This window comes from Ruoffia sp. FAM 20857 (assembly GCF_045528645.1).
Lineage (GTDB): Bacteria > Bacillota > Bacilli > Lactobacillales > Aerococcaceae > Ruoffia > Ruoffia halotolerans.
Genome location: NZ_JBGQRB010000004.1, coordinates 1 through 12,455 on the forward strand (window position 1 = coordinate 1; position 12,455 = coordinate 12,455).

12 protein-coding genes are annotated in these 12,455 nt (G+C 33.5%); 11 read left to right on the forward strand and 1 reads right to left on the reverse strand.

The window, feature by feature from the left end; translation table 11 throughout:
- The first annotated feature begins 504 nt into the window (after nucleotides 1–504).
- The 4 genes from ACEN4N_RS01645 (at nucleotide 505) to ACEN4N_RS01660 (ending at nucleotide 5,438) form a co-directional block, all read left to right on the forward strand.
- The gene (locus ACEN4N_RS01645; RefSeq protein ID WP_407093568.1) at nucleotides 505–1,251 is read left to right on the forward strand and encodes a DeoR/GlpR family DNA-binding transcription regulator; all 747 of its coding nucleotides are present in this window, start codon (nucleotides 505–507) and stop codon (nucleotides 1,249–1,251) included.
- A 3-nt stretch (nucleotides 1,252–1,254) separates the two neighbouring features.
- Complete coding sequence (gene pfkB, locus ACEN4N_RS01650) at nucleotides 1,255–2,178, forward strand: 1-phosphofructokinase (RefSeq protein WP_407090776.1); 924 nt, start codon at nucleotides 1,255–1,257, stop codon at nucleotides 2,176–2,178.
- Between the two features lies 1 nt (nucleotide 2,179).
- A complete protein-coding gene (locus tag ACEN4N_RS01655) occupies nucleotides 2,180–4,150 on the forward strand; it encodes a fructose-specific PTS transporter subunit EIIC (protein WP_407090777.1) in 1,971 nt (656 codons plus the stop codon).
- Nucleotides 4,151–4,877: 727 nt separating this feature from the next.
- Nucleotides 4,878–5,438 (forward strand): hypothetical protein, encoded by a 561-nt coding sequence (locus tag ACEN4N_RS01660; RefSeq protein ID WP_407090778.1) that lies wholly within the window; start codon nucleotides 4,878–4,880, stop codon nucleotides 5,436–5,438.
- Between the two features lie 198 nt (nucleotides 5,439–5,636).
- On the opposite strand, the gene ACEN4N_RS01665 is transcribed toward ACEN4N_RS01660, so the two are convergent.
- Nucleotides 5,637–6,539, reverse strand: a complete 903-nt coding sequence (locus ACEN4N_RS01665; RefSeq protein WP_407093569.1) for a hypothetical protein — start codon at nucleotides 6,537–6,539, stop codon at nucleotides 5,637–5,639.
- Between the two features lie 669 nt (nucleotides 6,540–7,208).
- On the opposite strand from ACEN4N_RS01665, the gene ACEN4N_RS01670 reads away from it, so the two are divergent.
- The 7 genes from ACEN4N_RS01670 (at nucleotide 7,209) to ACEN4N_RS01700 (ending at nucleotide 12,359) form a co-directional block, all read left to right on the forward strand.
- Nucleotides 7,209–7,382 carry a hypothetical protein gene (locus ACEN4N_RS01670; protein ID WP_171031374.1) on the forward strand — a complete coding sequence of 58 codons (174 nt, stop codon included), beginning with the start codon at nucleotides 7,209–7,211 and terminating at the stop codon, nucleotides 7,380–7,382.
- A 263-nt stretch (nucleotides 7,383–7,645) separates the two neighbouring features.
- Complete coding sequence (locus ACEN4N_RS01675; RefSeq protein ID WP_407090780.1) at nucleotides 7,646–8,128, forward strand: DUF6895 family protein; 483 nt, start codon at nucleotides 7,646–7,648, stop codon at nucleotides 8,126–8,128.
- Nucleotides 8,125–8,550 carry a hypothetical protein gene (locus tag ACEN4N_RS01680; RefSeq protein WP_138405343.1) on the forward strand — a complete coding sequence of 142 codons (426 nt, stop codon included), beginning with the start codon at nucleotides 8,125–8,127 and terminating at the stop codon, nucleotides 8,548–8,550. Before ACEN4N_RS01675 ends, ACEN4N_RS01680 begins: the two co-directional genes overlap by 4 nt.
- A gap of 5 nt (nucleotides 8,551–8,555) precedes the next feature.
- Entirely contained in the window at nucleotides 8,556–10,307 is a 1,752-nt protein-coding gene (locus ACEN4N_RS01685) for an ABC transporter ATP-binding protein (RefSeq protein WP_407090781.1), read from the forward strand.
- A gap of 166 nt (nucleotides 10,308–10,473) precedes the next feature.
- The gene (locus ACEN4N_RS01690) at nucleotides 10,474–10,569 is read left to right on the forward strand and encodes a GNAT family N-acetyltransferase (protein ID WP_138405341.1); all 96 of its coding nucleotides are present in this window, start codon (nucleotides 10,474–10,476) and stop codon (nucleotides 10,567–10,569) included.
- A gap of 530 nt (nucleotides 10,570–11,099) precedes the next feature.
- Nucleotides 11,100–11,705 carry a hypothetical protein gene (locus ACEN4N_RS01695; protein ID WP_407090926.1) on the forward strand — a complete coding sequence of 202 codons (606 nt, stop codon included), beginning with the start codon at nucleotides 11,100–11,102 and terminating at the stop codon, nucleotides 11,703–11,705.
- A 141-nt stretch (nucleotides 11,706–11,846) separates the two neighbouring features.
- Nucleotides 11,847–12,359: a GNAT family N-acetyltransferase gene (locus ACEN4N_RS01700; RefSeq protein ID WP_407090925.1), complete on the forward strand. Its 513-nt coding sequence runs from the start codon at nucleotides 11,847–11,849 to the stop codon at nucleotides 12,357–12,359.
- Nucleotides 12,360–12,455: the final 96 nt, after the last annotated feature.

The window sequence follows — 12,455 nt, forward strand, 5'->3', positions numbered from 1 at the left end:
AGTTCATCCGTGGTAAGATGGGTGTAGGTCATTTGTGGTCACTCCTTTGTATTCTTTGGTCGGAATTACAAGTTGAGTGTACCACAAATGGCTGTTTTAGTTGTCTAGCTTAATTTTACAATCGGCGATATATAAAGGGCTAACCGAATTAGGTTGGCCATTATTTTTTTAAAAATAAGTTGGGATTGTGTGGAATCGCTAGCTCGTGCCCTTGAGCTGGCGAATCCAGCCAAACTTCGCTAGCTCGCGCCCTTGAGTTGGCGAATCCAGTCGAACTTCGCTAGCTCGCGCCCTTGAGCTGGTGAACCCAGCCAAACTTCGCTAGCTCGTGCCCTTGAGCTGGTGAATCCAGCAAAACTTCGCTAGCTCGTTTTCCTGAGTTGGCGAATCCACATATCACATCCGCATTTATGATTGAAGTTGAATGAATGTAACGTTATTTGAAAGAAAGTGATTGATTTATGATTGGTTTTGGTGTATCTTATTAGTAAGGAAGTGATGAAAATGCTTACAGAGGAGAGATATCAAGCGATTCGCAAGTTACTCGCTGATAATTCAATTGTGAAGCTACAAGAAATCGTTGGAGCAACGGGGACTTCTGAATCCACAGCGAGACGAGATCTATCTCAGTTAGAAGAGTTAGGCGAGTTAGTGAGAGTTCACGGGGGCGCTAAACGCATTTTCTCAGTAGACACAGAGCCGAGTGTGAAAGAGAAGTCACAGCAATTTATGACTGAAAAAGAACATATAGGAAAGTACGCAGCGACGTTAATAGAAATGAATGATTTTATATATATAGACGCCGGAACATCGACACTTTCAATGTTGCCTTTTATCAAAGCAGAAAATATTACAGTTGTGACGAATGGTTTAGAAATTGCGAATATATTAACAGAGATGGATATACAGACGATTTTAGTTGGTGGGTTTATCAAGCCTAAAACACGCGCAATGATTGGAACTGACGCGAAAAATCAATTGAAACAGTATCAATTCTCGAAAGCTTTTATGGGGACAAACGGAATTGATATTCAGTACGGCTTTACAACGCCTGATCGTGAGGAGGCGAGTGTTAAGCAGACAGCTATTCAACAAGCGAATCAAGTTTATGTACTTTCTGATAGTAGTAAGTTTGATAAAATATCATTTTGTCGAATAGTTGAACTGGAAGATGCATCGATTATTACAAATACATTGCCAGAACCCGTGAGATTAAAATACGAAAAACATACAAAAGTGAAGGAAGTTTAAAGAATGCTATATACAATTACATTTAATCCCGCAGTGGATTTAGTTATGAATACAGATGTGATTCACCTAGGTGAATTGAATCGCGTGAAGCGAGATGAATATGTGGCTGGAGGTAAGGGTATTAATATGTCCGTTATCTTAAAGCGACTAGGACATCACAATATTGCGACAGGCTTTTTAGGAGGCTTCTCAGGTGATTTTATTCAAAAATCATTAAAAGAAGAAGGCATACAACCTGAATTTGTTGACATTGATGCAATTACGCGCATTAATGTCAAAATAAAAGCAGATCAAGAAACTGAAATTAATGCTAATGGACCAGTTATTCAAGAGCAGGATATTCAGAAGTTATTTAATTATTTTAATGAAGTATTAGTCAAAGGAGATACGGTTTTACTAGCCGGTAATGCTGCGCCAGGTATGACTAGCGACCATTACGTTAAAGTGGCTGAGTTATGCGCAAGTAAACAGGTTGATTTTGTATTGGATTCGAATAAAGATCTTTTAACCGCTTGTTTAGTACATAAGCCATTTTTAATTAAACCGAATGCGCAAGAGCTCAGTGAAATCTTCAATGTCAAGGTAGATTCTATTGAAGAAGTGATTCATTACGGTAAAATGCTCCAAGAAAAAGGCGCGCGTAATGTTATCGTGTCATTAGGTGGCGAAGGCGCAGTGTTACTCACAGAGACGGGAGAAGTGTATCAATCATCAGTGCCTAAAGGCGAAGTCGTCAATTCCGTAGGTGCCGGAGATTCAATGGTCGCAGGATTTATAGCAAAATATATTGAAAGTGGTCAGTACGAGGACAGTTTAAAGCAAGGAGCGGCATCAGGAAGTGCGACGGCGTTTTCAGTTGGAATCGCAACAAAAGAATTGATAGATCAATTAATTAAAGAAATAGAAATAAAAAGGATAGGTGGATAAAATGAAACTAGCACAATTATTTGTAAAAGATGCGATGGATTTAACTTTATCAACAACAGATAAAGCAAGTACTTTACGTCATTTGGCAGAACAATTCGCCAAAGCAGGTGGCGTGAGTGATGTTGGCAGTTATGTTGAGAAACTAGAAGCGCGTGAAGCCCAATCTACAACAGGTGTAGGAGACGAAATTGCGATTCCACATGCTCAAGATGCTTCAATTAAAGAAGCAGCGATTGTTTTTGCTCGCTCACAAGAAGGAATTGAATGGGAGTCATTCGATGGTCAACCAGCAAAATTAATCTTTATGATTGCTGCACCTGAAGGTGGCGGAGAACATCTACAAGCTTTAGCAAAATTATCAAGTATCTTAATGAATCCAGAAGCAAAACAAGCTTTACTTGATGCTCAAACTCAAGAAGATGTTGTAAATATCATTGCGGAATATGAAGCAGAAAAAGAAGAAGAAAACCAAGCAAAAGAAACAGTTGCTGCAGTAGATACTCAAGCACAAGACGCGGATGATGTATACTTATTAGCTGTAACGGCATGTCCAACAGGGATTGCGCATACTTATATGGCGGAAGAGAAACTGAATCAAGCAGCGGATAAAGCCGGTTATGCGATTAAAGTTGAGACAAATGGGCAAACAGGTGTTGGTAATAAATTAACGAAAGCGGATATTGAACGCGCAACAGCGATTATTGTAGCAGCTGACAAGCAAGTAGATATGGCGCGCTTTAATGGTAAACCAGTTATTATAACAAAAGTAGCCGACGGAATTAATAAAGCCGATGAATTAGTGAAGCGTGCCGCAAATGCTGATGCGCGTATTTATCACGCGAGTCAATATGATCAGTCAGCCGACGATTCTGAGGAGAATGAATCTTTAGGACGTCAGTTCTATAAACACTTAATGAACGGTGTATCTCATATGTTACCGTTCGTCGTCGCAGGTGGGATTTTAGCTGCTTTATCATTCTTTTGGGGAATCAACTCAGCGAATCCAGATGATGCAAGTTATAATGCGATTGCTCATACTTTAAAAACTTTCGGAGATTTATCTTTCGCTATGATGTTACCAGTACTAGCAGGTTATATTGGGCAATCTATTGCTGATCGACCTGGTTTAGTGATTGGTTTCATGGGTGGGGTTTTTGCTAACCCAAGTATTCTAACAGCCTTTAATGCCGGTGGAATCTTTGAAGATGCAGTTGCATCAGGATTCTTAGGTGCTTTAGTCGCTGGTTTCTTAGCGGGTGGAATTGTTTGGTGCTTACGTAAAGGCTTAAGTTGGTTACCAAAATCACTGGAAGGTATGAAGCCAATCTTCTTATATCCTGTGCTAGGTGTTCTAGCCATGGGTCTCATCATGTTTTTTATCGTGAATGCACCCATGGGAGCAGTCATGTTAGGTTTACAAGACTTATTAACAAGTATTCCATCTGAATTATCTGTAGTTCTAGGTTTTGTTGCTGCGGCTATGATGTCAATTGATATGGGCGGACCGCTTAATAAAGCAGCTTATGTTACTGGTACAGCTTTGGTTACAGCATCAAATGGTGCAGGATCAGATGTGATGGCAGCCGTTATGATCGGTGGGATGGTTCCCCCGTTAGCGATTGCTATTTCAGCAACATTTAACAAAAATCTTTGGGCGCCAGAACAACGTAACAGTGCTTTAGTGAACTATGTGATGGGTGCGGCTTTCATAACTGAAGGAGCTATTCCATTCGCAGCATCGAATCCACTTCGTGTGATTCCTTCATTAGCAGTAGGTAGTGGGGTTGCTGGAGCATTAAGTATGTTATTTGGTAGTGTGAGTTATGTTCCTCACGGCGGAATCTTTGCGGTTCTTGCCGGTGGTGTAACGAATCCATGGATGTATCTCGTGGCTTGGCTTGCTGGTGGGATTGTCGGAGCTATCTTATTAAGTGTGTTAGTAAAGAAACCGGCTGAAGAATTAGCTGAGTAATAAAATCAAAAAAATATGAATACCCCTCGCTTTAGAATTTATGTCTAGAGATGAGGGGTTTTTAGTTATTATAAATACAGTTTAACAAGTGATTATAGGATATTTAAAATTTGTATCAGGGATGTGTAAGTGCATCATAAAATAATACATCAACTCGATTGTTTTATAGAAAGTGAAATAGCTTTTTGAAAAATTAAACGCAGTCAACGACCGAAACGGTTATCATAGCAATTAAATTGGAAACAGTTAAGTTGTAATGATTCCAAAGCTGGTATCGAGAATAATATTTTCTTGTTGTTAGATGTGAATTTAATGATGCTTTTTCGAAATTGTAGTTGTGTAGCCTAATAAAGCCTAGTTTATGCATATTGATATACTCCCTCAAAAGTAGATACATTGAAAATGTCAACGACTTTTCGGGAGGAATTTTATATCACCTAATAGAATCGAAATAAATTCTCAAAAATCACCTTATTTAAAGTTTAAAATAATTAACTAGGGTTGTTTATAGTTGATTTTATTATATAATAAAATTATAAATTAACCGCTTCCATTAACTATACAAAATTCATGCCTATTTATATGACTGAGATTATAGATTTTGATTCTTCGTATATAAAGGTAAAAAATGAACAATTTCATTGTTTTGTGTAGTAGTACACTATTTCATAATGTCATTTAGTTATTAAAGGTTAACTTATTAATAAGAATCGAAAGGATAATAAAAATGAAAAAAAGTATACGATTTATTATAGCAATTTGTGTTCTATTTACATTTGGTAATTTAGAACAAAATATTGTATTCGCAAATAGTGATGAAGAGTTTGATATTGATGGCATATATATGACCGATGAGGATTCTGCGATTAAAGGGTATATATTTTCAGAAGAAGAAGTTGTATTGTTATTAAATGACCTAGACTCATATACAACTGAAACAACAAATCGAAAGTTGGTTACAGATGATCTTGGAGCTTATTTAACTAATAATAATCAACTAACTAAGTTATCAGATCCGACTAAAAATAATGATACATCTGAGGACAGACCTACTATTGAATATGTGGACGAGGAGTCAAATGAAAAATATGAAGAATACGCTTTACATGTTTTCATCATTACGAATCCAACTTATCGGTATTCAGAGAATAATGGCAGTTGGACATTAAGAGTAGGAGATCAGAGAATTAATTCTTTAGAGTTTAGCGAAGATTTTTCAGAAGTTGCTGATGAGTTTGATGTGATGTATAAACTAACTGAAGATAAAGAGACAGATAAAAATAATTAATTCGGATATTTAATCTTTCTACAATAATGATAGAACATAATATGCAGTGTTGCTTGATAAGTCTGTAGTGCCTGAACGATGGATAAATTTGTTGAAAAAAGTAGTTAAGCAGTTGGCGGAATAAATATAAGAATACACTTAAATTTGAACTATTCAAACTTAAGTGTATTTTTGTATGATTAAGACTATTAGTTTGCGTCACATTAAATCGAAAGTATTAATGTGATGTTTTTCTTTGATGATATTAACAAATTCATCCAGAGATTTAGAATGAGCTCTTGCTGTGTGCTCGTCATTAAAATGATACATTAATTCGATTGCTTTTTCAGATACTCTAAGGCCAGATTGATATTGACCTTGAGAAATTGTGTAAAGACCTTTCAAAAAAGATAATTTATTCTTATCGTAGTATAGTTGTGTATCTTGTATTAATTTCTCAGTTTCGTGAATATAAATTTTTACAGTAGGTAAATTTTCAGACTGACCTTCGCGTAATATCATCCATATTTGATTCATGTAAATCTTAGAAAAAGTCTGTCGTAGTTTATTACTTTCCATATTATTACTAATGTGATGCTCGACTTTGGTTAACCAATGAGGATAAACTTGTTCTGTAAGAAAGGGTAATAAATTAATTATTAGGTTTAGTTCATAAGTCATCCATTCCTCAACACTATCCAGATAATTCAAAATTCTGTCTAAAGGTTCAGTGTTTTGAATTTTTTTTATTTTATAGATGTGTAATATAATGAAATCAATGTTGTGCTTGTGTCTGATATTACCTGATTTGCTAAAATAGTCCGTCTCTTGTTTATAAAGTAAGTTAAGTAAATAAAGATCATCATGTAGTATTGCCGTAGATAGTTTTGAAAGTAATTGTTTTTGATCTAGCATTTGATTGTTAATGATTAAATAACCTATTTCTTTAGAGGAAAGATTTAATTGATAAGATATTTCTCTAAATTTGTCCACTGATAAGTTAGACTTTCCATTCTCAACTAAGGAAATGAATCCTTTAGTAATATTTTCGGTTACCAGATCTTGCTGTGTCATTTTTTTACTTAGCCTAATTACTTTAAGTCTGTGGCCAATTGAATCCATAGATAGCCTCCTTTAAGTTATTAATGCATAGTTTAATATATTTAACAAGGAAAGTCTAATTTTTTTGAAGATTATGATTAGAATAATGTGATGTGCACTAATGACAGTTTAATATAGTTAACGAGGCTTGCTTATAATCATTTTTGAGAGATAATATTAATATAGAAAGTGAATGCTTTCCAACTTGTTACTTAATGGAGGTGAATAATAATAAGATATCTTAATCGATTTTTTTAGTGATTCTGATTTTTGTTGCATGCAATTTAAGTTATAACTCTAATGATAGACAGATTATAATTTCTGATATTATAGAAATTATTGATATTGACTCTGAGAATACGTTTCCAAAAAGTATGAAAAAGGTAATTCTATCTTAATTGAAAAAATGACTTGATATTAAATGTATCTAACTTAATTAGTGTCTAATTAAATATAGGTTATTTGTACTTTAATTTACAACAAAAATATTCCTTAAGTTAATTAAAAAATTATATTCTTAGTATAGAAAATCATAGTAATTAGTATAAAGCATATTTTGTGAAATCTATAGTGTAAGAAGAATAATAAACAAGATAACGTAATATCTGCGACATACACAGATTAGATAGAATTTAAAGTGCTGTGTTAAAAAATCACAGTAAAATATATGTATACGAGGAGAATTAAACAATGGAAAAAAATTATATGAATAAATTAAAAAACAAATTCAATGGTGCAAAATTTGATATTGAGCCAAATGGAGTTTTTGCTTCTGTAAAATTACTAACGACTGATTATATGTTAGAATTTGAACTAAAAAAACCTCAAAAAGACCTCTTAAATATGGATTGGTCAATAAACTAATTATGTTAGATTTTAGTAATATTTATAATGGTGCAAATTGTTGGGTTGAAGACAATTTGCACCATTTTAATAAAGATAGTAAGTCTGAAGCTGAATATTATCAAATTTTATTGTATAGTAAGGATAAGATACATTATTCAAAAGCATTGAAATATATGTACGAATTTTATTTGAATAATTAATCTATTGAAGAAAAAATTGAATATTTAACTTATAATAATTTTCCTAATTATCGTATTTCAGAAGTATTGGCGATTGACTCGTTGTACAATAAAGAAAATAATAGCGAAAATATGCAACAATCATATTTTAATAGCTTTCTGTATAAACTGATTAAAGATAAGAATCTTTTAGTATTGTTAGCAAACAGAAATTATATATATTCAATTACGCATACCATTTTTTACTGTACTTACTTCAATTGTACAAATTTTTGTTTTGAAGAAGATTATTCAGAGTTAGTAAAAATATTGACGGACTGTTTATTAATATCAATAAGAAAAGGAGACATTGATGTTCTTTTAGAAGTGGCTGTTTGTGTCTATATTTTAAATTTGTCTGGTAAAGTAGATCGCTTAATTATGGAGATGACATTTCAAACAATTAAAGACAATCAAGCAAAAGACGGATTTATATATCCTACAACAATGAGTAAGCAAAACTTTACCAATCATAAAGAACAGTTTGATTATGTTTATCATACAACTCTTGTAGGTAAATTACTGAAAGAGGTTATTGAAAATTGACTCCAGATACAATTATAAGTAATAAACAGAGAATTAAAGAATATTTATCAGTGAATGAATATATGTTATCCCCGAAAAGTGCAATACAAGTACTTGAGGGTTTTAGAGGAGAAGTCATTTCTTCTTTTTTATATAATCTTAGTAGGTTTGATGAATTAACCTTGAAGCAATTAAGTTGTTTAAAATCATGTAATCATGTAGTAAAAGCAATTATTATTGATCAATTATTTAGAAATGAGTTAGAGGATATATTAAAAACCTTAATCATTGCTTATTTTGTTCTTTCACACACAGACTTAATTTTTTTGATTAATTTATTACATTCCCTTTTGATATTTAATCCAGATTATTCACTCAATTCCCAAGAGAAAGAATTATATAAGCATTACAATCCCATCTTACAGCAATTAATGAAGGAGTAGATTAAATGAAAAAGCGAATTATAAAAGCCACGCCCATACTGATTATAAGTTTAATAATTATTTTTCTTTCAAGTATTGTTGGCGTGTTGATACCGATATCTGTAAGTGCATTGGTGGAGGAAGTTCGCTTAATCAACTTTCTATCGCCGATTGTTTTAACTATTATTTTATTTATTCTTCAAGCAATTATGGTAGCAGTGGGTCATACAATGATGGCACGTGATGGAGATTATCAAATTAAGCACATACGAAATAGTTTTATGAATAGATTACTTCACGCCCCAAAGGCTTTTTTTGATTTAAATAGTCCTAGTGAGTTAGCGAATAGAATTATTAATGATACTAATCACATTCAACAATTCATTACACAATCATTACCAACATTTATCTCAAGTATTGTGACGGTAGTAGGTACACTCATCGCTTTACTGTTTTTAGACTGGCAATTAACTAGCATACTTCTAATATCTTTACCACTCGTTGCAATTCCTTTGATTCCTTTAACGAAATTAAGTTCTCGTTACTCAATTCGACAACAAAACTCTTTGAGTAGACTGAGTAGCTTGATTTTAGAATATTTACAAAATATGTCTTTAATAAAGAGTAGTGTAGCTGAGGAATTCGCATACAAGGAAGTTCAAGGTTATACTGAAGACTTAAGGCATATTTCATCAAAAAACACTACACTATATGCAGTTGTACAACCTATTGGGTTACTTCTTATATTTGGTTCAATTGCCTTAATCTTCAGTTATGGCGGTCTAAGGGTTAACCAGGGAACTCTATCAGTAGGAACTTTAATTTCATTTTTAATTTATTTATTTCAATTAATTAATCCTTTAGGATCTTTTTCAGGTTTTTTTGCCCAAAAAGGGAAGATGGAAGGGGCCATACAGAAGCTATCGAAAATACAAGATATTGAGGTAGAAAATCTGGATGAAGGCAAACTATTCAATTACGGAGAAATTAATTTTATAGATGTATCATTTGGTTATCCAAAGATAAACACGAATTCAGAGGAATTAATTGTGAATATGAAATCAATATATTCTGATGAATTAAACCTAATGCCCATTTTGGAAGGTGTTAGCATGACTTTTAAAGAAGGAGAGAAGACTGCGATTGTAGGTCCTTCTGGTGGAGGGAAGTCAACAATATTAAATCTATTAATGCAATTTTATCCCATTAAAAATGGTAAGATTATCTCAAAAGAGAATGAGATTGATTCTTTTAAACTATCTGATTGGCGCGACAACATCTCCATTGTATCTCAAGATATTTCAATTCTCAGTGGAACTATAAGAGAAAATTTAGTATTTGGTTTAGATTACTCTCCAAGTGAAAATCAAATTCAGTACGCAATTCGATTCGCTCATCTAGAAGAAACGATAGCAAAGCTGCATGATGGGCTAGAAACGGTGGTAGGGGAAGCAGGGTCAAGACTTTCAGGTGGACAAAAGCAAAGAATACATATTGCTCGAGCTGTCCTAAGAGACACACCAATCCTCTTGCTAGATGAAGCGACGTCAAACTTAGATGCGGATGCGGAGTATCAAATCAATCAGAGTTTACAAAGATTAATGGGTTCAAAAACGACGATTGTTGTTGCGCATCGCCTCTCAACGATTATGGATGCGGATAATATTTATTTTATTGATAATAAAAAAGTAACTGGAAGTGGAACTCATTCAGAATTACTTAAAACGCACGCTTCATACGCAAGATTTGTGAAAGAACAATTATTGAGTAATGAATAGTCAGCTCAATACATCATTTTAGTATAATAAACAGACCAAGGCGATAAAGATGACAGAGCTTATTCAATGCAAGATAAGTGATGTTGAACAGTTACAAGTTATTAGCATTAAAATGTTTATTGATACATTCAAAGACCAAAATACCGAAGAAGACTTAAAGGTGTAATTGGACCGAATTTATGTACTCCCTCAGCATAAGCGTAAAGGCTATGGGAACCAGCTACTGGAATTCGCTCACGCTCGTGCAAAGGAACTTAACTGAACTGGAATTTGGATAGGGGTGTGGGAACATAATTATAATGCGTTAGCTTTCTATGAGAAGATGGGCTACCAACGGGTTGGTGAGCACACGTTCTATATGGGATACGACGCGCAGATGGATTCCATTATGTTGAAAAAATTATAGAAGGCACCCTGATTATTAGAATAAATTCTAATGATAAGGGTGTTTTAGTATTCTCTGATATCAAGACAGGGCTTTTTGTGCTGTTATATCAACATTTACGTGATATTGAAGTGCGCCTCAAATAAATTAATTAGAAATAAATGAGATAAAAAGGTTGTTTTTAATTTATAATCATTTATACTAATCTCAAATAAAAGCAAAGGAGCCTACTCATGAATAATCTAAACTCATTACAATTAAATAGCTTATTATTAGACGCAGCATTATTACTCAGGTTCTATGTGGTGTGCTAATTAAGCATGTCCCGCAATGGACATTATATTTACAAAATAATTACATAAGTTGAATGACAATTAAGGGCTTAGAGGTACAAGGGGCTAAAAAGTATGAAAAATAAATATCTATTATCATTTGTTATATTTTTATTGATTATTTCTATTAGTTCTATTCAAGTTTCAGCTGATGGATTGGGCGAACTTGTTAAGTTAACCGATGAACAGCAAGAGATATTTTCTTTACTTCGCTTAAGACAAACTAATTTCTATTCAATCGATTATGAAAACTCAAATTCATCATATATTATACGATGGGAAAAATTACAAAATGATGGAAATTGGCAGGCGATGGAATTAATAAATGAAAAACATGATGGCGGTAATTTACAGGTGGCGATCAATCTTGAGGATTTTATTCGTATAGGTATTCGATCAGAGGATGGCACATTAAATACTTATGAATTTCTTTCTTCAAGTTTGCCTAATCGTATTGAGAGAGAGAATAGCAGAGAATCTTTATTAGGCGATTGGAAAGATACTATTGAGATAGAAGCTAATAATCGAGAGCCATTAACAATCCTTATTTTAGCAGACTCTAATCATATGTACTCTTTAAATTACGAAGAAATCAATTCTGATTATGAGAACCCAGAGTTCGATGTGGAAGGCGTAAAGGATGTATTTGCGCTGACAATTGAATTTGTAGAGACAGAGTAATAATTTTCCTTGTGAAGAAGCCAACCGAACAGTTGGCGGAATAAGTATAGTATAATAACCTTCATTCTTAGGAAATATGTTAAGGATGGAGGATTTTTTGTTATAATTAATGAGTGAGTATTATGTAACGAGGTGATAAAGATGGCAGAACTGATAAAATGCAAACCAAGTGATGTTGAACAATTACGCGATATTAGTATTGAAACGTTTGTTGATACATTCAAAGACCAAAATACCGAAGAGAATTTAAATGAATATTTAGAACGGGCCTACTCTATTGAGCAACTAACGTCTGAAATCAACCAGGTTGGTACAGATTTTTATTTTCTGAAGGATTCAGACTTGGTCGTTGGCTACTTAAAGCTGAATATTGATGATGCGCAATCAGAGAAAGATAATCCGCTAGCATTAGAGGTAGAACGAATTTATGTACTACCACAGCATAAGCGTAAAGGCTATGGAAGAGAACTGTTGGAATTCGCTCATGCTCGAGCAAAAGAACTTAACCGAACTGGTATTTGGTTAGGGGTCTGGGAGCATAATTATAATGCCTTAGCTTTCTATAAGAAGATGGGCTTCCAACGAGTTAGTGAGCATACTTTCATTATGGGAGACGATGCGCAAGTGGATTATATTATGCTAAAAGAGTTATAGAAGGCACTCTCATTATTAGATTGGATTCTAATGATGAGAGTGTTTTTAATTTTATAAAATTAAAATATTCTCCTTTGTATTGATTTAACAAGGGCA

Excerpts from the sequence above, each read along its gene's own strand:
- ACEN4N_RS01665 (WP_407093569.1), bottom strand. The coding sequence starts at position 6,539 with ATGGATTCAATTGGCCACAGACTTAAAGTAATTAGGCTAAGTAAAAAA.
- ACEN4N_RS01685 (WP_407090781.1), top strand. The coding sequence starts at position 8,556 with ATGAAAAAGCGAATTATAAAAGCCACGCCCATACTGATTATAAGTTTA.
- ACEN4N_RS01645 (WP_407093568.1), top strand. The coding sequence starts at position 505 with ATGCTTACAGAGGAGAGATATCAAGCGATTCGCAAGTTACTCGCTGAT.
- pfkB (WP_407090776.1), top strand. The coding sequence starts at position 1,255 with ATGCTATATACAATTACATTTAATCCCGCAGTGGATTTAGTTATGAAT.
- ACEN4N_RS01695 (WP_407090926.1), top strand. The coding sequence starts at position 11,100 with ATGAAAAATAAATATCTATTATCATTTGTTATATTTTTATTGATTATT.
- ACEN4N_RS01655 (WP_407090777.1), top strand. The coding sequence starts at position 2,180 with ATGAAACTAGCACAATTATTTGTAAAAGATGCGATGGATTTAACTTTA.
- ACEN4N_RS01700 (WP_407090925.1), top strand. The coding sequence starts at position 11,847 with ATGGCAGAACTGATAAAATGCAAACCAAGTGATGTTGAACAATTACGC.
- ACEN4N_RS01660 (WP_407090778.1), top strand. The coding sequence starts at position 4,878 with ATGAAAAAAAGTATACGATTTATTATAGCAATTTGTGTTCTATTTACA.
- ACEN4N_RS01670 (WP_171031374.1), top strand. The coding sequence starts at position 7,209 with ATGGAAAAAAATTATATGAATAAATTAAAAAACAAATTCAATGGTGCA.